Genomic DNA, 20526 nt, shown 5'->3' with positions numbered 1-20526 from the left:
ACTCAGCGCGAAGCGGCGACGATCAGCGCCTTCATCTCCGCCACCGCCGCCTTGAAGCCGACGAACAGCGCATGGGCCACCAGCGCGTGGCCAATGTTCAGTTCATTGATGCCCTTGATTGCCGCGACGGCCTCGACGTTGTGGTAGTGCAAGCCATGGCCGGCATTGACGATCAGCCCCTGGCCAACGCCAAATGCCACGCCATCGACAATACGCTTGAGCTCCTCGGCCACCTCGGTCGGCGTCTCGGCGTCAGCGTAGCGCCCCGTGTGCAATTCGATGGCCGGCGCGCCGACGCGACGCGAAGCCTCGATCTGCCGTTCGTCGGCATCGATGAACAGCGACACCTCGGCGCCGGTGCGCGACAGGCGCTCGACCGCCGCCTTGATCCGTGCCTCCTGGCCGGCCACGTCGAGGCCGCCCTCGGTGGTCAGCTCCTGGCGGGTTTCCGGTACCAGGCAGATATGCGCCGGGCGGATCTTCTCGGCGAAGGCCATCATCTCTTCGGTGACGCCCATCTCGAAGTTCATGCGGGTCTGCAGCACGTCCTTGAGCAGCAGCACGTCGCGCTCCTGGATATGCCGGCGGTCTTCGCGCAGGTGCACGGTGATGCCGTCGGCACCCGCTTCCTCGGCGTCCAGGGCGGCCTTGACCGGATCCGGATAGCGGGTGCCCCGGGCCTGGCGCAGAGTCGCCACGTGGTCGATGTTGACGCCGAGAAGCATGCGGTTGCTGTGAGTCACGAAGGGGCACTCCTGAAGGTTGAGGGCCACAGCATACGTGCTGATCAGCGCTTGCGAAACAGTTCCCGGCTGACCAGCGGCTTGGGCCCCAGATGCACCGCCAGGGCCTGGCGCATCAGGCGCTTGGCGGCGAGCAGGGCACCGGGCGCCTCCCAGTCGGCCTGGGCCAGGGCCAGCAGCTCGCTACCCTTGAACAGTCCGGGCTGGAACAGCTCGACCCGCTCCAGGCCAGCGTCCACCTGCAGGCGATAGAGCCCTTCGGCGACAACGGCATTGTCGTTGACGTCATGGTCCAAAGCGAAGGCATAACCCAGTTCGTCCAGCAGGCGCCATTCGAAGGAGCGCAGCAGCGGCTCCAGCGGGCGTCCGGCGGCCAGGGCCTGCAAGGTCAGGGTGTAGTGCTCGAACAACGCCGGATGCGGCGCCTCGGCAGGCAGCAGGCGCATCAACAGCTCGTTGAGATAGAGCCCGCTGAACAGCGCATCGCCATGCAGCCAGGCCGCGATGCCAATGCTGTCCAGGCGACCGACGTTCTTCAGTTCGCCGCGCCCGCGCAGTTCGACTTCCAGCGGCACGAACGGCCGCACCAGACTGCCACCCTTGCCTCGCGCCCGGCGCAGCACCGCCCGCACCCGTCCCTGGGGGGTGAGGAAGTCCACCAGCGCGCTGGTTTCCTTGTAGGCGCGGCTGTGCAGCACGTAGGCGGGTTGGGGGGTGGGTTGGTCCATGATGAATCTCGAAACCCAGATTTGACAGAACCCCTGTAGGAGCGGCCTTGTGTCGCGAAAGGGCCGCGCAGCGGCCCCAGGGATCTACGTATCAGTCGAGATCTTGGGGGCTGCTGCGCAGCCCTTTCGCGACACAAGGCCGCTCCTACAGGTGAAGTGCTTGGGCTTACAGGTCGCCGTAACCCAGCGAACGCAGGGCGCGCTCGTCATCGGACCAGCCGCCCTTGACCTTGACCCAGAGGTTGAGCATGACCTTGGAGTCGAACAGCACTTCCATGTCCTTGCGCGCCTCGGAACCGATGCGTTTGATACGCTCGCCCTTGTCGCCAATGATGATCTTCTTCTGTCCGTCACGCTCGACCAGGATCAGCGCATGGATGTGCAGCACATGACCCTGCTGCTTGAACTCCTCGATCTCCACGGTGATCTGGTACGGAAGCTCCGCACCGAGCTGGCGCATGATCTTCTCGCGCACCAGTTCGGCGGCGAGGAAGCGGCTGCTGCGGTCGGTGATCTGGTCTTCCGGGAAGAAGTGTTCGTTCTCCGGCAGGTGCTTGGCGATCTGGGCTTCCAGCGCTTCGAGGTTGTGCCCCTGCTGCGCGGAGATCGGCATCACTTCGGCGTTCGGCAGTTGTTCCTGCAGCCATTGCAGATGCGGGATCAGCTCGGCCTTCTCTTCCATGCGGTCGGTCTTGTTGACCGCAATGATCAACGGGCCGGTGACGTACTGCACTCTCTCCAGCACAAGCTGGTCCTCGTCGGTCCACTTGGTACGGTCGACCACGAAAATAACCACGTCGACGTCCTTGAGGGCCGCCGAGGCGTTGCGGTTCATGTAGCGGTTCAGCGCCTTGTCGTTGGCCTTGTGCATGCCGGGGGTATCGACATAGATCGCCTGCACGTCACCCTCGGTCTTGATGCCGAGCATGTTGTGACGGGTGGTCTGCGGCTTGCGCGAGGTGATCGCCAGCTTCTGCCCGAGGATATGGTTGAGCAGCGTGGACTTGCCCACGTTCGGGCGACCGACAATGGCCACGTAGCCGCAGCGGGTCGAAGTGTTCTCAGTCATTGCCATTCTCCACGCCCAGGGCGATCAATGCGGCGGCAGCGGCGACCTGCTCGGCGATACGCCGGCTCACGCCCTGGCCGCGGCTTTTCTTGTTCAGCAGGACCACTTCGCATTCGACGAAGAAGGTCCGGCAGTGCGGTTCGCCCTGGATGTCTACCACTTCGTAACGTGGCAGCTCGCAGGCACGCGACTGCAGGAACTCCTGCAGGCGGGTCTTGGGGTCCTTGTTGGTGTCGACCAGGGTCAGCCCGTCGAATTCATCGGTCAGCCAGGCCAGGATGCGCTCGCGGGCGGTCTGCATGTCGGCGTCCTGGTAGATGGCGCCGATCAGGGCCTCGAGGGCGTCGGCGAGGATCGACTCGCGACGAAAGCCCCCGCTCTTGAGTTCGCCCGAGCCCAGTCGCAGGTACTCGCCCAGGTCAAAGCCACGGGCCAGGCGGGCCAGGGTCTCGCCCTTGACCAGGCGGGCACGCAGACGCGACAGCTGGCCTTCGCGGGCCTGCGGGAAGCGCTCGAACAGCGCCTCGCCGACCACGAAGTTGAGGATGGCATCGCCGAGGAATTCCAGGCGCTCGTTATTGCGCCCGGCGTAGCTGCGATGGGTCAGGGCCAGCAGCATCTGGTCCTGGTTCTTGAAGGTGTAGCCGAGCTTGCGCTCCAGGCGGGCCAGGGAAGCGCTCATGGGGCCACCCGTGCAATGTTCAACGCGTTGTTCAAATCAACATCCTGAAAGACGGTTTGACTGCGGTCTGTCGCCGGAAACGGCGAAAGCTCTCGCTCCCTGAGAACACAGCCTATGTCAGAAATGCAATCGGCGCTGTCCGTGGACAGCGCCGTCGTTACTCAATGGATCAGCCCGACCCGCGACAGGTTCGGGAAGTGGCTGAGTTTCGGCTCCGGCCAGCTCATCCATACCGCGAACGCCTTGCCGACGATGTTGCGGTCCGGAACCATGCCGTGCAGCTCCTTGGGAATGTTCGGGTCATCCCAGAAACGGCTGTCGTTGGAGTTGTCGCGGTTGTCGCCCATCATGAAGTAATGCCCCGCCGGCACGGTCCATTGCTGGTCCGGCGGCATGCGGTAGCGGGTCATTTCCTTGCGGATCAGGTGCTCGGCTTCACCGAGTTTTTCCTTGTACAGCTCGGCGCTGCCCAGGGTACCCGGCTCGCTGCCGACCAATTGCTCGGCGATCGACTGGCCGTTGACGAACAGTCGCTTGTCGCTGGTGTAGCGCACCACGTCGCCCGGCAAGCCAACCACACGCTTGATGTAGTTGACGTTGGGGTCGCTTGGGTAGCGGAACACCATCACATCCCCGCGTTGCGGATCGCCCACCTCGATGACCTTCTTGTCGATCACCGGCAGGCGAATGCCGTAGGAGAACTTGTTCACCAGGATGAAGTCGCCCACTTCCAGCGTCGGCTTCATCGACCCCGACGGGATCTGGAACGGCTCGACCAGGAACGAACGCAGCACCAGCACGATGAACAGCACCGGGAAGAACGACTTGCCGTATTCAACCAGCAAGGGCTCCTTGTTCAGACGTTCAACCACGGCCATTTCGGGCTGGCTGACGCTGCCCTGGTAGTTGGCGATCGCCGCCCGCCGGCGCGGGGCCAGGAACAGCAGGTCGATCAGACCCAACAGACCGCAGACGGCGACGGCGATGACGAGCAACAGCGGGAAATTTAGCGACATAGGACCTAGCTATCCAACCTGAGCACGGCAAGGAAGGCTTCCTGTGGAATCTCCACGTTACCCACCTGCTTCATGCGTTTCTTACCGGCCTTCTGCTTCTCCAGCAGCTTTTTCTTACGGCTGACGTCACCACCGTAGCACTTGGCCAGTACGTTCTTTCTGAGCGCCTTGACGGTTGTCCGCGCGATGATCTGGCCGCCAATGGCTGCCTGGATCGCCACATCGAACATCTGCCGAGGAATCAGTTCCTTCATCTTTTCGGTCAACGCACGGCCTTTGTAGGCGGCGTTGTCGCGGTGCACGATCAGCGCCAGGGCATCGACCTTGTCGCCGTTGATCAGCACGTCCAGCTTGACCAGGTTGGCCGACTGGTAGCGGTCGAAATGGTAGTCCAGCGAGGCGTAGCCGCGGCTGGTGGACTTCAGGCGGTCGAAGAAGTCCAGCACCACTTCGTTCATCGGCAGGTCGTAGCGCACCTGCACCTGGCTGCCGAGGAACTGCATGTCGCGCTGCACGCCACGCTTCTCGATGCACAGGGTGATGACGTTGCCCAGGTGCTCCTGGGGTACCAGGATGGTCGCGGTGACGATCGGCTCGCGGAAGTCGTTGACCGCCGAGACGTCCGGCAGCTTCGACGGGTTGTCGACGGTGATGGTCTCGCCAGTCTTGAGTTCGAGCTCGTAGATCACGCTTGGCGCGGTGGTGATCAGGTCCAGGTCGTATTCGCGCTCCAGGCGCTCCTGGATGATCTCCATGTGCAGCATGCCGAGGAAGCCGCAACGGAAGCCGAAGCCCAGGGCGTCGGAGCTTTCCGGCATGTACTGCAGCGACGAGTCGTTCAGCGTGAGCTTCTGCAGGGCGTCGCGGAAATCCTCGAAGTCGTCGGAGCTGACCGGGAACAAGCCGGCGTAGACCTGCGGCTGGATCTTCTTGAAGCCTGGCAGCACTTCGACTTCAGGGGTGTTGGACAGGGTCAGGGTGTCACCCACCGGCGCGCCGTGAATGTCCTTGATGCTGGCGATGATGAAGCCCACTTCACCGGCTTTCAGGTCGGCGGTCTGGGTGTGCTTGGGCGTGAACACGCCGACACTGTCGACCAGGTGCACCTTGCCGGTGGACTTGACCAGGATCTTGTCGCCTTTCTTGACGCGGCCCTGGCGCACGCGCACCAGCGAGACCACGCCCAGGTAGTTGTCGAACCAGGAGTCGATGATCAGCGCCTGCAGCGGCGCATCGATCTCGCCTTCCGGCGCGGGGATGGTCTGCACCAGGCGCTCGAGTACCTCGTCGACGCCCATGCCGCTCTTGGCGCTGCAGGCCACGGCGTCGGTGGCGTCGATGCCGATGATCTTCTCGATCTCGTCCTTGACGCGGTCCGGGTCGGCCTGGGGCAGGTCCATCTTGTTCAGTACGGGCATGACTTCCAGGCCCTGCTCGATGGCGGTGTAGCAGTTGGCCACGGACTGGGCCTCGACACCTTGACCGGCATCGACCACCAGCAGCGCACCTTCGCACGCCGCCAGCGAGCGCGAGACTTCATAGGTGAAGTCGACGTGGCCGGGGGTATCGATGAAGTTCAGCTGGTAGGTCTTACCATCCTGAGCCTTGTAGTGCAGCGTGACGCTGTGGGCTTTGATGGTGATACCGCGCTCGCGCTCGAGATCCATGGAGTCGAGAACCTGAGCTTCCATTTCGCGCGCAGTCAGGCCACCGCACATCTGGATGAAACGGTCGGCCAGCGTCGACTTGCCATGGTCGATGTGGGCGATGATGGAGAAATTGCGGATATGACTCAAATCACTCACGGGTCAACACTCGAAAAGGCTGCGAGCCGGACGCCCGCCGAAAAATAGCCGGGAATTGTACCTCAAGCGACGGGCCGTCGCCATGCCCGCTCGTTGCCTGGGTGAAGCAGGAGGTTACCTGATATTTTTGCCAGTATCGCGGTGGGGGGGAGCGGTCATAGATTGGAGGCTCCCTGCATGGAGACGATTGCCATGGCCTTCGGCGAGCTCAATAGAAAATTCGGCAATAACGGAATTGCTTTACTCCCCAACTTCGTATCCGACTATCGTCACGTAACAGATGTTGCCCTACAAGGGCAGGACATCATCGTTTCGGCACTGTCGATCTCCGGCATAACAGATGAACACTACTTCGCCCTTGCTCGTTTCAGCAGCCGAGGCGTTCCGGATTTCGGTTTTGGTAAGCCTTCCTCACTACCCTCAAGCAGCATACTCCACCAGGAAGAGACACAAGGTCATGCATTCGGCAAATTCGAGGAGAATATTTTTCACTCTTCCAGCGAAGCCGTTGCGGTTTCTGACAACTCCATCTGGGTGCTGGGATGGCTTGCTGAGGAACAATTTTCGCGCAGATTACCCGTCCTGGCAGAACTCGACCGTGACGCCGCTTCACTCCGTAACGTTCAACGTCTCTCTCTTCCGGAGGGCTCGTCAATAAGATCTTCTGAAGGCCGCACTGAACGACCGATCTTTTCTCGTTTACTGGTTGATCAGAACCATCTTGTTGCCGCGGTGAACTTCGAAAGATTCATCGAGCGTTCGCCTTCGGTCGCACGACGCCAGAAAACACGCCGCCACTATCCACCGCGTCTGTATCGACTCACCCTTGACGGTCGGCCGGGTTTCGGCGACTCACGCGATCAAATAGAAATCGAACACCCCGCTGGACCTGTAACGATCACCGGTCTGGCAGCAAGCACCCAGGGGCTTCTGGTGAGCGGGTACGTTACCAAAGGGGTTAGCCAATCTGCATTCATTGCACGCTACCTGACCGATGGGACGCTGGATAAAAAGTTCGGCGTTTCAGGCTTCGTTACGTTTCAGATTGAACATTTCAAAACTAGAATTCGGCACATGCCCCTTCTTCCAAACGGGAAGATTCTGGTAGCCGGGGCACTACGAGAGATCGATGAATACCCTGATGCTGGATGGATCCAGCAGTACTTGCAGAATGGCGCGGCAGATCCGGGATTCAATGAGGGAAAAGCGGTTATCGACAACCTCACCGATGAAGCCGGCAACCCATTTGGCGTCGAGTGGAAAACAGTCACCGCTGACAACGATGGCATTATAGCTTGGGGACGGAGCGAGTACGGTGACTTTTGTGCACGTCGTTATGGACTGGACGGTACTCAACTACCACTTACTTACCTTGAAGTCCCCTGGACTGAAAATGCACTGCTCTCAATTCAGCGCGACCAGGACATTATCATTGCAACCAACACTTTCACCGACAAAGGGTTCGCAGGCAGCTTGAGTAGCTTCCGGAAAGCATAAGTCCACTTAAATAAAAAAGCCGACGCATTGCGTCGGCTTTTTTTACTCCACAATCACTCCGCCAACTTGAACGTGATGAAGCTCGCACGCCCTTGACGCAGCACGCGCATGGACACCGAACGGTTCTTCGGCAGTTCCTTGGCGATCTCGGTGAACTACTTGGTCCAGGCGATGGCCTGGTTGTTCAGGTGGCTGATGACATCACCCGGACGCAGGCCGATCATGGCTGCCGACACAGGCAGCCCCAGGCGTTGCTGCTGCGTTCGCGCTGCCATCGCCCCAGAGCGGAGGAGAGATCGACGTCATTCTTGCTGATACATCGCCATGCCCGCTCGGTGCCTGGGTGAGCCAGGAGGTGACCTGATATTTTTGCCAGTACCCTGGTGACGGGGGCGAGTATAGGTTGAAAACCTACACACACTTGAGGCAAGGACAATGGCAACATCCTATGTGTTAGACACTGAATTCAATGGGAGCGGACTGGCGCAACTCCCTATGTATGACAATTCTACTGACCGACATGTCATCGATCTCACACACCAAGGTAAAAAATTACTGGCAGCCGCCGTGACAGAAAAAATCAACGGCGATGGCTCGCTTACCCACTATTACGCACTCACTCGCTTTGACAACGACGGGAGCATTGACACGACTTTCGGTAAGCCGGGAAACAAAGGCATCGTATTCGGGCTATTCGATCCCAGCAGCAACCATGGCCAGGCGTCAGACTCTGGCTGTGTATCAATTGCCATAGATGGCAAGGACGGCTCGTCAATCTGGATGCTCGGCTGGAGCAGTGAGCACAGAGACGCTCCCAAAAGCGTTCTCATCGCCAAATTTGACCAGGATGCAACAATAGACCCAACCCCGTATTACCTTCCCCAGCCAACCAACTCGAGTTTGCAGGTGGCGCGTCCAGGATGGGAAAAAGAAGCTGAACAGGGTCTTCGTTTACAGGAGGGCCGATCAAGCCTTCTTGTACACGACAACCACCTGATTGCAACTGCAAACTTTGATACCCAAGGAATCCCGCCTCGCCTCTACCGCCAAGGTTTCAACGGCGAACCGGGATTCGGCGAGTTGTCTTTTATAGAGATCACCCATACAGGCGGAAACGTCACGCTGACCGGGCTAGCCGTCAGCAACAACGCGCTGCTGATCTGCGGCTACCTGTCCAATGAGAATAGTGAAAGTGGTTTTATTGCACGCTATCAGACTAACGGAGAGCTGGACACTACCTTTGGCAAAGATGGAACCCTTACATTCCAGATCGACCGTGAATCCAAACACGCGACGCAATATAAAACGAGAGTACAACAGCTGTGCATTCGCAACACGGATGAAATACTGGCCACCGGCAGTCGTCGATTCGAGCAGACCGATAAACCGAATACCGTCAAATTGGACGGCTGGGCCTGGCAACTTTTGATCACGGGGCAGCGAGACGAACATTTCAACGCTGGCAATCCGCAGATTACAGAACGCGAAAACGACGGAGTCGAATGGAAGACAGGGGTCATCGAGCAGGATCACGGAGCACTCTTATTTGGCGCCGGTTCCTTCGGAACCTCGCACTTGCAGCGTTATGAAAAGAATGGAACGGCTGATCCTCTTACCCCTCTTCCGGATGAGATAAAAGATACAATCAATGCGATGATTGCATTAGAACAGGATGAGAAAATAGTGCTTGCCGCCAACCTCAGAAGTACCGGTGGATATATTGGCTATGTTATTCGCCTTGTGAAAAATAGGATCTGATGGCCCATGAGCACCCATAGATGAAATCGGGATCGGCTGTGCCCCACAAAGAAATGCCCATCTCCACCCGGGAGTTTGTGATATTCATGAAAAAGGGCAGCCAAAGCTGCCCTTTTCCTACCATTCAACCCGCTTATTCAGCCAACTTGAACGTGATGAAGCTCGCACGCCCCTGACGCAGCACGCGCATGGACACCGAACGGTTCTTCGGCAGCTCCTTGGCGATCTCGGTGAACTGCTTGGCCGAGGCGATGGCCTGGTTGTTCAGGTGGCTGATGACATCACCCGGACGCAGGCCGATCATGGCCGCCGGACCATCCTGGACTTCCTTGATGACCACGCCGCCCTTGAGCTCCAGCGACTTCTTCTGCTCGGCGGTCAGGTCGGACACGGATACGCCCAGGCGGTTGCTGCTGCGCTCGGCGCTGCCATCGACACCCGCGCCCAGGCCGATGTCGGCGTCATCCTCTGGCAAAGCGCCAATGGTGACATCCAGGTTCTGGCGCTTGCCGTTGCGGATGATCTCCAGCTTGGCCTTCTCGCCGTCCTTGAGGCTGCCAACCAGGTGCGGCAGGTCGGCGGACATGACGATCGGCTGGCCATTCATGCTCAGGATCACGTCACCCACCTGCAGGCCGCCCTTGGCTGCCGGGCCGTTTTCCAGGACCTGGGCCACCAGGGCGCCGGCCGGCTTGTCCAGGCCGAAGGATTCGGCCAGGTCCTTGTTGACCTCCTGGATCACCACGCCCAGCCAGCCGCGGCTGACCTTGCCGTCTTTCTTCAGCTGGTTCGACACATCGATCGCCACGTCGATCGGGATGGCGAACGACAGGCCCATGAAGCCGCCGGAACGGGTGAAGATCTGCGAGTTGATCCCCACCACCTCGCCCTTCATGTTGAACAGCGGACCACCGGAGTTGCCCGGGTTGATGGCCACGTCGGTCTGGATGAACGGCACATAGGTGTCGTTGGGCAGCGTACGGCCCTTGGCGCTGACGATACCTTTGGTCACCGAATGGTCGAAGCCGAACGGCGAGCCGATGGCCAGCACCCACTCACCAACCTTGAGCTTCTCCGAGTCGCCCAGCTTGACGGTCGGCAGGTTCTTGCCTTCGACCTTGAGCAGGGCCACATCGGTGCGCGGGTCGGTGCCTACCAGCTTGGCCTGCAGTTCGCTGCGGTCGGACAGACGGACGATGATCTCGTCGGCGTCGGCCACCACGTGGTTGTTGGTCAGCACATAGCCGTCGCTGGAGATGATGAAGCCCGAACCCAGCGACTGCGCCTCGCGCTGGCGGTCGCCACGGGGCGAACGCGGCTGCTGCGGCATGTTGCGCTCGAAGAACTCGCGGAACATCGGCGGCAGGCCTTCGAGGTCCGGCATCTGCCCGGCGGCGATGCGGCGGTCCGGCAGTTTCTGCTTGGTACTGATGTTGACCACCGCCGGCGAGGCCTGCTCGACCAAGGTGGTGAAGTCCGGCAGGGACTCCTCGGCCTGGGCGCTGAGCACCTGGCCGAGCATGAGCACGGCGGCGAACATCGATAGGTAGGTTTTCAAGCGTGGTATTGACATACGGCTCCCGTCACAACGAGCGTAGTTAGCAGTAAGGTTCCCGCAGACGCAGGAAAGGCCAGACTCCGAGAAGCCTGACCTATAGAAAATTTGCGGCAGGATTGCAAATGACAATGCCTTAATTTCATGTCAGCCCTGTGTAACAAGAGCTGTCAGAAGGCGCGCCGTCATTGACGCGCCTGGGCATCCTGGGCCCGCATCGACAGGGCGACACGCTCGGCGGTGCCCAGCGGGATCTCGCCGACCACGGTGACCATTACCTTGCCCTTGGGTGTGTTCAGGCGCCGCGACACCGCGACGGTGGGGCCAAGCTGGGCACGGGTATCGACACCGGCCTCGTTGCCGATCGGCTCGAGGAACACCGAGAAACGGGCCAGGCCGTCGTCATACATGAGGCTGCTGACGCTGCTCTTGCGCTCAGGGTCGCGGCGAACCGAACTGTTGACCAGCTCGAACCCCGGCGGCAGCCAGTCCGAACGCCATCCGGCGACGGTTTCGGCTGTGCCGGCCACCGAACGTTCGACTGGCTTGCAGCTGGCACTGGCAGCCAGCTCGGCGTCGGTTGGCACAGCGTCGGTGTCCAGGCGGGTCATCTGGAAGCGCTCGAGCAACTGGCCCTTGTCGTTGAGCATCAACGAGCGCAGGGGCAAGCCGGTGCGGCGGTCCAGGTGCAATTCGAAGGCATAGCGATGCTGGTCACGCGGGGTGAGCGCGACAATCACCGCGTCGCGCCCGGCGACGCGTGACTTGCCTGCCACGCTCAGGTCGTACCAGCTCATGAGCTTCAGGGGATCAAGCACCCGCGGAGCGCTGTCCGGCGGTGTGCCCACGCTGCTGACCAGGTTGCCACTGACGCACTGCACCTTGCCATCGACCCGCACGATTTCCTGGGCCGAGCCGTCGAGCTGCAGCAGCCGCTCGCTGACCTTGCCGTCCTGGACGCGATGCCAGATATCGTGGGATGAGAAGCTGCCGTTGCGTTCGTAGACGAAGGATCCCTGGTAACTCTGCTGCTGCTCGGCCCGTGCCAGCTTGTTCAGCCACTCGCTCGCCTCGGGCGATGAGTTGGCGGCCAGGGCCTGCACCGTCAGGCTGCTGCCAAGCAGCAGCGACAGGAGAGGTAGCGCGCGCATGATCCTCCTTAACTTAGCGGTTTTCCAGGCTGGCGGCGCGGGCGTAAGGCAGCGCGGTCTCGTTGCCCTTCAGCGCGGACTCCTGGGCGTGCTGGCGCAGGTAGCCCGGCAGGCGTTGATCCCAGCCGGCCTGGTTCTGCAGCACACCGTTGGCCATCGGCCCGGTCGGTTGCTCGTTGCCTTCACTATAGCCTGCCAATACGGCTGGGCCTTGCGCCTGTGGCATGCTCAGGCCCTGCTGGGCAGGCTGCTGGGCGGCCAGTTCGGCACCGGTGATCTCGTCCTGGTTGTAGAAACGCACGCCGGCCAGCACGGCAACGGTCACCGAAGCGGCCACGGCCAGGCGGCCGAGGCTGCGCCACGGGCCCTGCTTGACCTTGGCCGGCACGGCCTCGTCAGCCAGCGCCGCGGAAACCGCCGAGGCGATGTCCAGCTTGGGCAGCAGCAGCTCCTTGTGCATGGCTGCGCGGGCGACCTGGTAACGCGACCAGGTGGCACGGGTTTCGGCATCGTCGACGGCATTCAGCACGCGACGCAGTTCCAGTTCGTCCGCTTCGTTATCCATCACCGCGGACAGCGATTCCTGCAAAGCTTCACGACTCATGGCGGTTCCTCTCTTGGCTGTCGCCGCTGTCTCAGGTTTCCTGCAACAAGGGTTGCAGGGCTTTGTCTATGGCCTCCCGAGCGCGGAAGATTCGAGAGCGCACGGTACCCACTGGACATTGCATGACGCTGGCAATGTCCTCGTAACTCAGTCCATCGAACTCGCGCAGCGTCAATGCTGTACGCAGGTCTTCCGGCAGTTGCTGGATGGTGCGATGGACAGTGCCTTCGATTTCATCCCGCAACAACGCGCGCTCTGGGGACTCGAGATCCTTGAGACCATGATCGCCGTCGTAAAACTCCGCATCCTCGGAGCTCACATCGCTGTCTGGTGGCCGTCTGCCGCGGGACACCAGATAGTTCTTCGCCGTGTTGATGGCGATGCGGTACAGCCAGGTATAAAAAGCACTGTCACCGCGAAAATTCCCAAGCGCCCGGTATGCCTTGATGAAGGCTTCCTGCGCCACGTCCTGCGCCTCATGGGTGTCGTGTACAAAACGCACGATCAACCCGAGAATCTTGTGCTGATACTTCAGCACCAACAGATCGAACGCTCGCCTGTCGCCACGCTGCACGCGCTCGACAAGCTGCTGATCCTCTTCCTGGGTTAGCATGAACACTCCTCAGTGATCTCGAAGGAGCGCTGCAACAGCCATCGTTCAGGCTTGCAACCATAGACTCGGGCTTTGCGCAAAAGTTCTCCCCTCCAAGCAAGTTTCCTGCGGCCCTTGGTCGGCTCGCACGAAAGACGCAGCGCGGTCACGGCCGGCTGCGTCGATAATCTGGTTTCGTTACGCAGGTGTCAGCCCAAGATAGAGCTGCCGCCTTGCGTCGCCGCGGCAATCTGTGGCGTACGGGCAGCCTTCATAGGATTTCCAAGAGTATCGGAAAGTTCCTAAAAAGATCGCCACCACCCCGTATGCGCCATTGGAAATCAGGCGCCCGGGGCTGCTATAAAGGCATCCCGGCCAGGTTTCACGATAGTTTCACAGTGCCATCTGCGCTCGACTATTGTGCCGTGCCCCTTCCAAAGATTACTAGTGTCCCGACATGAGCCAACAATTCCAACATGATGTCCTGGTGATCGGCAGCGGTGCCGCCGGTCTCAGCCTGGCACTGAACCTTCCGCGCCACCTGCGCATCGCCGTGCTGAGTAAGGGCGACCTGGCCAACGGCTCGACCTTCTGGGCCCAGGGCGGCGTCGCCGCGGTACTCGACGACACCGACACCGTGCAGTCCCATGTCGAGGACACCCTCAACGCCGGTGGCGGGCTGTGCCACGAGGACGCCGTGCGCTTCACCGTCGAGCACAGCCGCGAGGCCATCCAGTGGCTGATCGAGCAAGGCGTGCCATTCACCCGTGATGAACACTACAGCGTCGACGACGGCGGCTTCGAATTCCACCTGACCCGCGAGGGCGGCCACAGCCACCGGCGCATCATCCATGCCGCCGACGCCACCGGCGCCGCGATCTTCACCACCCTGCTGGAACAGGCCCGGCAACGTTCGAACATCGAACTGCTCGAGCAGCGCGTGGCCGTCGACCTGATCACCGAGCGCCGCCTGGGCCTGGACGGCGACCGCTGCCTGGGCGCCTACGTACTGAACCGCAACTCCGGTGAGGTGGACACCTTCGGCGCACGCTTCACCGTGCTGGCCACCGGCGGCGCGGCCAAGGTCTACCTGTATACCAGCAACCCCGACGGCGCCTGCGGCGACGGCATCGCCATGGCCTGGCGCGCCGGCTGCCGGGTGGCGAACCTGGAGTTCAACCAGTTCCACCCGACCTGCCTGTACCACCCGCAGGCCAAGAGCTTCCTGATCACCGAGGCCCTGCGCGGCGAGGGCGCCCTGCTGCGCCTGCCCAACGGCGAGCGCTTCATGCCGCGCTTCGATCCGCGCGAGGAGCTGGCGCCACGGGACATCGTCGCCCGCGCCATCGACCACGAGATGAAGCGCCTGGGCGTGGACTGCGTCTACCTGGACATCAGCCACAAGCCGGCCGACTTCATCACCAGCCACTTCCCGACGGTCTACGAACGCTGCCTGACCTTCGGCATCGACATCACCCGCCAGCCGATCCCGGTGGTGCCCGCGGCCCACTACACCTGTGGCGGGGTAATGATCGACGAGCACGGCCACACCGACGTGCCCGGCCTGTACGCCATCGGTGAAACCAGCTTCACCGGCCTGCACGGCGCCAACCGCATGGCCAGCAACTCGCTGCTCGAATGCTTCGTCTATGGCCGCGCCGCCGCCGCCGACATCGAGGCGCGCCTGGACCAGGTGGCCATGCCCCACGCCCTGCCCTGCTGGGACGCAAGCCAGGTGACCGACTCGGACGAGGACGTGATCATCGCCCACAACTGGGACGAGCTGCGGCGGTTCATGTGGGACTACGTCGGCATCGTGCGCACCAGCAAGCGCCTGCAGCGCGCCGAGCACCGGGTACGCATGCTGCTGGACGAGATCGATGAGTTCTACAGCAACTACAAGGTCAGCCGCGATCTGATCGAGCTGCGCAACCTGGCGCAGGTGGCCGAGCTGATGATCCGCTCGGCCATGCAGCGCAAGGAAAGCCGGGGGCTGCACTACACCCTGGACTACCCGGGGATGATGCCCGAGGCCCGGGATACCATCCTGGTGCCGCAGAACCACGAGTGAGGTTGCGGCCTGCGCGATCCCTGTAGGAGCGGCCTTGTGTCGCGAAAGGGTCGCGAAGCGGCCCCAGGATATCAGCGATAACGCATCAATCGATGGGGGTGCTTCGCACCCCTTTCGCGACACAAGGCCGCTCCTACAGGGGCATGCGCCAGATCACACGAGCGTCGGATCAATCACCAACACCAGCTTGCCGGACACTTGATTGCTCGCCAGCTCCGCATAGGCCGCCTCGGCGAACGCCACCGGGTAGGTGTCGACCAGCTGTGGCGACAGGCGCCCCTCGGCGAACAGCGGCCACACCTGCTGGCGCAGCTCACGCAACAACTCTGCCTTGAACGCGTCATCGCGGTTGCGCAAGGTCGAACCGGTAATCTCCAGGCGCTTGCCCAGCACCAGCGCCAGGTCCAGCTCGACCTTGCGACCGCCCATCAGGCCGATGATCACCCAACGCCCGTCACGGGCCAGCAGCTTGAGGTTGAGCGGGCCATAGCTGGCGCCCACCGGATCGAGGATCACATCGAACGGCCCAAGCAGTTCCAGGTCGTCGAGGTTGCCATTGCGCACCACGCCGCCTGCGGCGCCAAGGGACTGACAATAGGCCAGGCGCTCCGCTGAGCCAACGCTGACCCACACCGGGTTACCGAACGCCTTGCACAACTGGATCGCCGCGGAGCCCACGCCACTGGCACCGGCATGCACCAGCACCTTCTCACCGGCTTTCAACGCGCCCAACTGGAAGATGTTTAGCCAGGCCGTGGCATACACCTCCGGCACCGCCGCCGCCTCGTGCAGGCTCAGGCCCTCAGGCACCGGCAACACATGCCGGGCGTCGACCACGACCTCCTCGGCCATGCCGCCACCGGCCAGCAGCGCGCAAACCCGGTCGCCCACGCGCCAGTCGGCGCCGGCACCCACCTCCTCGATGATCCCCGAGCACTCCAGGCCCATATAAGGGCTGGCGCCGGGCGGTGGCGGGTACAGCCCGGCCCGCTGCAGCAGGTCGGCACGATTCAACCCGGCGGCGGCCACGCGAATGCGCACCTGCCCGGCATCGCAGGCCGGGCGCTCGGCCTCGACCCACGCCACATGTCCGTCAACGCCTTGCAATGCCTTCACAGTGCCTCCATAGTTGAATCATATGACCGAGCCTGGGAACGCCAAGTCCCAGGCTTTTTGCAGTATGCGTCCGGCTCCGATGGAACCGGCGAACGGATAAGACGGCCTACTATGCGTGATCAATTGCCTCCACGTCGAATCAGCATGAAGCATTTCCTCCCCAGCACCGCCCTCGCCCTCATGATCGGCCTGGGCAGCCTCACGCTCGGTGGCAATGCGGCCGCCGCCAACAAGTGGGACAGCCTGCAGCCGGACCGCGACGAGGTCGTGGCCAGCCTCAACATCGTCGAGCTGCTCAAACGCCATCACTACAGCAAGCCGCCGCTGGACGACGCCCGTTCGGTCATCATCTACGACAGCTACATCAAGCTGCTCGACCCGTCGCGCAGCTATTTCACCGCGACCGACATCGCCGAATTCGACAAGTGGAAGACCCAGTTCGACGACTTCCTCAAGAGCGGCAACCTCGAGCCCGGCTTCACCATCTACAAGCGCTACCTGGACCGCGTGAAGCAGCGTCTGGACTATGCCCTGGGCGAACTGAACAAGGGCGTCGACAAGATCGACTTCAGCGTCAAGGAAGACCTGCTGGTCGACCGCAAGGACGCGCCGTGGATGAAGAACCAGGCCGAACTCGACGACCTGTGGCGCAAGCGCGTGAAAGACGAGGTGCTGCGCCAGAAGATCTCCGGCAAGGAACTCAAGCAGGTCCAGGAAACCCTGATCAAGCGCTACAAGAACCAGCTGGCGCGCCTGGACCAGACCCGCGCGGAAGACATCTTCCAGGCCTACATCAACACCTTCGCCCAGTCCTACGACCCGCACACCAACTACCTGTCGCCGGACAACGCCGAGAACTTCGACATCAACATGAGCCTGTCGCTGGAAGGCATCGGCGCGGTGCTGCAGAGCGACAACGACCAGGTCAAGATCGTGCGCCTGGTGCCGGCAGGCCCTGCCGCCAAGACCAAGCAGGTGGCCCCGGCCGACAAGATCATCGGCGTGGCCCAGGGCAACAAGGAAATGGTCGACGTGGTCGGCTGGCGCCTGGACGAAGTGGTCAAGCTGATCCGCGGCCCGAAAGGCTCGGTGGTGCGCCTGGAGGTGATTCCGGCCAGCAACGCGCCGAACGACCAGACCAGCAAGATCGTCTCGATCACCCGCGAAGCGGTCAAGCTCGAAGAGCAGGCGGCGAAGAAGTCGGTGCTCAAGCTCAAGCAGGACGGGCGTGACTACAAGCTGGGCATCATCGAGATCCCGGCGTTCTACCTGGACTTCAAGGCCTATCGCGCTGGCGATCCGGACTACAAGAGCACCACCCGCGACGTGAAGAAGCTGCTCACCGAGCTGCAGAAGGAAAAAGTCGACGGCGTGGTCATCGACCTGCGCAACAATGGTGGCGGCTCGTTGCAGGAAGCCACCGAGCTGACCAGCCTGTTCATCGAGAAGGGCCCGACCGTACTGGTGCGCAACGCCGACGGCCGTGTCGACGTGCTCGAGGACGAGAACCCGGGCGCCTTCTACAAAGGCCCGCTGGCGCTGCTGGTAAACCGCCTGTCGGCCTCGGCCTCGGAGATCTTCGCCGGTGCCATGCAGGACTACCACCGCGCGCTGATCATCGGCGGCCAGACCTTCGGCAAGGGTACCGTGCAGACCATCCAGCCGCTCAACCACGGTGAGCTCAAGCTGACCCTGGCCAAGTTCTACCGGGTTTCCGGACAGAGCACCCAGCACCAGGGCGTGCTGCCGGACATCGCCTATCCGTCGATCATCGACACCAAGGAAATCGGCGAAAGCGCCCTGCCGGAGGCCATGCCGTGGGACACCATCCGCCCGGTGGTCAAACCGGCTTCCGATCCGTTCAAGCCGTTCCTGGCCCAACTCAAGGCGCAGCATGAGGCGCGCAGCGACAAGGATGCCGAGTTCGTCTACATCCGCGACCGCCTGGCGCTGACCCAGAAGCTGATGAACGAGAAGACCGTCAGCCTCAACGAGCAGCAACGTCGCGCCCGCCACGATGAGATCGAGGCCAAGCAGCTGGCGCTGGAGAACATCCGCCGCAAGGCCAAGGGCGAAGAGCCGCTCAAGGAACTTAAAAAGGAAGACGAGGACGCCCTGCCCGCCGAGCCGGACGACACCAAGCCCGAGGACGATGCCTACCTGTCCGAGACCGGTCGCATCCTGCTCGACTATCTGGGCCTCAGCACGTCGGTGGCCAAGCACTGAAATGATGGCGAAATAATGTGACCTGTCATCAAACAGTCACCGGACTGTCGTGAAATGGAAGGGCCGGACGTGCAAGCGTCCGGCCTTTTTCACTTCAGGAAGCAGTCCATGACCGTCACCGAACAGCTCAGCGCATTGAGCGCCATCCTGGCTCAACGCAGCGTCCACTGTCTGTTCCAACCCATCGTCTGCCTTTCCGAACGGCGCATCCTCGGCTACGAGGCCCTGAGCCGCGGGCCATCCAACAGCCCGCTGCACTCGCCGCTGAACCTGTTCGCCATCGCCCGCCAGGCGGGCCGCCTCGCCGAACTGGAGGTGCTGTGCCGGGAAACTGCCTGCCGCCGTTTCAGCGAGCTGAACCTGCCGGGACAGTTGTTCCTCAACGTCTCGCCCGAGTCCCTGGTCGAGCCCGACTACCCGTCCGGGCGCACCCTGAAAATGCTCGAACAGCTCGGCCTGGCGCCCAGCCGGGTAGTCATCGAACTGACCGAGCAAACGCCCACCGAAGATTTCCAGCTGCTGTACAACGCCCTGCACCACTACCGCGACATGGGCTTTTCCATTGCCCTGGACGACCTGGGCGCCGGCTACTCGAGCCTGCGCCTGTGGTCGGAGCTGCGTCCGGACTATGTGAAGATCGACCGCCACTTCATCGACGGCATCCACCAGGACCCGCTCAAGCGCGAATTCGTCGGCTCCATCCTGCAAATTGCCCGTGCCTCCCGTGCCCAGGTGATCGCCGAGGGCATCGAGTTGGCCGAGGAACTGGCGGTACTGGGCGACATGGGCGTGAACCTGGTCCAGGGCTACCTGCTCGGCCGCCCCCAGGAGTTTCCGGTCGTGGACAGCCTCGGCCTGCCGCCCCCAATGACAAGCTCGGGCGTTGCGTTGTGCGAGGACAGCCGCGACCTCAGCGCCCTGCTTATCCAGCAACCCTCGGTCACCCTCGACACCGCCACGCAACAGGTGCTCGACGCTTTCCGTCGACAGGCCAACCTCAATTCCCTCGCCGTGCTGGACGAGCAAGGCCGCCCCTGTGGCATCGTCCACCGCCACTCGCTCGCCGACGCCCTGCTCCAGCCCTTCGGCACCGACCTGTTCGCGCGCAAGCCGATCAGCCGCCTGATGAGCCAGGACTTTCTCGCCGTCGAGCGTGGCCAGTCGTTGCAGCAGGTCAGCCGCCTGCTTACCAGCCGTGCGCGCCAGCGTATCGAGGAGGACTTCATCATCACCCAGAATGGGCGTTACCTGGGGCTGGGGCGGGTGATCGACGTGCTCAAGCTGATCACCGAGCAGAAGATCCAGCAGGCACGGCATGCCAATCCGCTCACCTTGCTGCCGGGCAACGTGCCGATCCAGCAGTGCCTGGCGCGCCTGCTGTTGCAGCGGCGCAAGGCAGCTGTGTGCTACGTGGACATCGACAGTTTCAAGCCCTTCAACGATATCTATGGCTACGCCCGAGGCGATGAAGTGCTGTTGTGCCTGGCCCAGTGCCTGAACGACCGCGTCGATCCGAGTCGGGATTTCGTCGGCCATATCGGCGGGGATGACTTCATGCTGGTGCTGGGCTCGGCGGACTGGCGCGAGCGCCTGCAATTGCTGCTGGAGGCTTTTGGCCGGCAATGCCGGCGCTTCTACCGTAGCGAACACCTGGAGGCCGGGTGCTTCATCGCCCACAACCGCCAGGGGCAGCGGGAGACGTTCGCCTTGCTGTCACTGTCGATCGGCGTGGTCTGGCTGGAGCCCGGCAGCTGCGACGGGCTGGATGCCGGTCAACTGGCCGAGCTCGCCTCCCAGGCCAAGCGCCAGGCCAAGGATGGCGGTGGCTCAGGCCTGAGCCTGATCGATACGACTGTGCTGAGTTAAACCAGGGGACCGCTATGCGGTCCTTTCGCCGGCAAGCCGGCTCCCAC

General features: G+C 62.1%; 16 protein-coding genes and 1 pseudogene. 5 read left to right on the top strand and 12 right to left on the bottom strand.

The genetic code is table 11. The features are described from left to right. Positions 1-2: 2 nt before the first annotated feature. The 6 genes from pdxJ to lepA form a co-directional block, all read right to left on the bottom strand. Complete coding sequence (gene pdxJ, locus HU751_RS14185; protein ID WP_189656959.1) at positions 3-725, bottom strand: pyridoxine 5'-phosphate synthase; 723 nt, start codon at positions 723-725, stop codon at positions 3-5. A gap of 62 nt (positions 726-787) precedes the next feature. Continuing rightward, a complete protein-coding gene (gene recO, locus HU751_RS14180) occupies positions 788-1471 on the bottom strand; it encodes a DNA repair protein RecO (protein WP_186732048.1) in 684 nt (227 codons plus the stop codon). 166 nt (positions 1472-1637) lie between these two features. Further along, positions 1638-2540, bottom strand: a complete 903-nt coding sequence (era, locus tag HU751_RS14175) for a GTPase Era (protein WP_028690122.1) — start codon at positions 2538-2540, stop codon at positions 1638-1640. Further along, positions 2533-3222: a ribonuclease III gene (gene rnc / locus HU751_RS14170; RefSeq protein WP_028690123.1), complete on the bottom strand. Its 690-nt coding sequence runs from the start codon at positions 3220-3222 to the stop codon at positions 2533-2535. Before rnc ends, era begins: the two co-directional genes overlap by 8 nt. Before the next feature lie 161 nt (positions 3223-3383). After that, complete coding sequence (gene lepB, locus HU751_RS14165; protein ID WP_110739523.1) at positions 3384-4238, bottom strand: signal peptidase I; 855 nt, start codon at positions 4236-4238, stop codon at positions 3384-3386. A 5-nt stretch (positions 4239-4243) separates the two neighbouring features. After that, on the bottom strand, positions 4244-6043 hold the full coding sequence (lepA, locus tag HU751_RS14160; RefSeq protein WP_110739522.1) for a translation elongation factor 4: 1800 nt from the start codon (positions 6041-6043) through the stop codon (positions 4244-4246). A gap of 177 nt (positions 6044-6220) precedes the next feature. Between lepA and HU751_RS14155 the strand changes: the two genes are divergently transcribed. Next, entirely contained in the window at positions 6221-7540 is a 1320-nt protein-coding gene (locus HU751_RS14155) for an NHL repeat-containing protein (RefSeq protein ID WP_186732047.1), read from the top strand. Between the two features lie 53 nt (positions 7541-7593). Here HU751_RS14155 and HU751_RS14150 read toward each other — a convergent pair. Continuing rightward, positions 7594-7770, bottom strand: a pseudogene (locus tag HU751_RS14150) (serine peptidase); the annotation flags it as partial. Between the two features lie 205 nt (positions 7771-7975). On the opposite strand from HU751_RS14150, the gene HU751_RS14145 reads away from it, so the two are divergent. Continuing rightward, the gene (locus HU751_RS14145) at positions 7976-9298 is read left to right on the top strand and encodes an NHL repeat-containing protein (RefSeq protein ID WP_186732046.1); all 1323 of its coding nucleotides are present in this window, start codon (positions 7976-7978) and stop codon (positions 9296-9298) included. Between the two features lie 133 nt (positions 9299-9431). On the opposite strand, the gene HU751_RS14140 is transcribed toward HU751_RS14145, so the two are convergent. The 4 genes from HU751_RS14140 to rpoE all read right to left on the bottom strand — a co-directional run bounded on the left by HU751_RS14140 (position 9432) and on the right by rpoE (position 13221). Continuing rightward, positions 9432-10838: a DegQ family serine endoprotease gene (locus HU751_RS14140; RefSeq protein ID WP_437181053.1), complete on the bottom strand. Its 1407-nt coding sequence runs from the start codon at positions 10836-10838 to the stop codon at positions 9432-9434. 200 nt (positions 10839-11038) lie between these two features. Beyond that, complete coding sequence (locus HU751_RS14135) at positions 11039-12004, bottom strand: MucB/RseB C-terminal domain-containing protein (protein WP_186732044.1); 966 nt, start codon at positions 12002-12004, stop codon at positions 11039-11041. Positions 12005-12017: 13 nt separating this feature from the next. Next, the gene (locus tag HU751_RS14130; protein WP_050703985.1) at positions 12018-12608 is read right to left on the bottom strand and encodes a sigma-E factor negative regulatory protein; all 591 of its coding nucleotides are present in this window, start codon (positions 12606-12608) and stop codon (positions 12018-12020) included. Positions 12609-12639: 31 nt separating this feature from the next. Continuing rightward, positions 12640-13221, bottom strand: a complete 582-nt coding sequence (gene rpoE, locus HU751_RS14125) for an RNA polymerase sigma factor RpoE/AlgU (protein ID WP_010220971.1) — start codon at positions 13219-13221, stop codon at positions 12640-12642. 436 nt (positions 13222-13657) lie between these two features. On the opposite strand from rpoE, the gene nadB reads away from it, so the two are divergent. Beyond that, positions 13658-15271, top strand: coding sequence for an L-aspartate oxidase (nadB, locus tag HU751_RS14120; RefSeq protein ID WP_186732043.1), 1614 nt, complete (start codon positions 13658-13660; stop codon positions 15269-15271). A gap of 153 nt (positions 15272-15424) precedes the next feature. Here nadB and HU751_RS14115 read toward each other — a convergent pair whose 3' ends face one another. Beyond that, positions 15425-16387 (bottom strand): NAD(P)H-quinone oxidoreductase, encoded by a 963-nt coding sequence (locus HU751_RS14115; RefSeq protein WP_186732042.1) that lies wholly within the window; start codon positions 16385-16387, stop codon positions 15425-15427. A gap of 144 nt (positions 16388-16531) precedes the next feature. Here HU751_RS14115 and HU751_RS14110 point away from each other — a divergent pair, with 144 nt between their 5' ends. Both HU751_RS14110 and HU751_RS14105 read left to right on the top strand, forming a co-directional pair. Continuing rightward, on the top strand, positions 16532-18613 hold the full coding sequence (locus HU751_RS14110; RefSeq protein ID WP_186732041.1) for a carboxy terminal-processing peptidase: 2082 nt from the start codon (positions 16532-16534) through the stop codon (positions 18611-18613). 108 nt (positions 18614-18721) lie between these two features. Beyond that, the gene (locus HU751_RS14105) at positions 18722-20479 is read left to right on the top strand and encodes a GGDEF domain-containing protein (protein WP_186732040.1); all 1758 of its coding nucleotides are present in this window, start codon (positions 18722-18724) and stop codon (positions 20477-20479) included. The last annotated feature ends 47 nt before the right edge of the window (positions 20480-20526 follow it).

It is taken from the genome of Pseudomonas peradeniyensis (genome assembly GCF_014268935.2).
GTDB lineage: Bacteria > Pseudomonadota > Gammaproteobacteria > Pseudomonadales > Pseudomonadaceae > Aquipseudomonas > Aquipseudomonas peradeniyensis.
The sequence above is the reverse complement of the archived record's forward strand: the minus strand, read 5'-3'. Positions and strand labels throughout refer to the sequence as shown.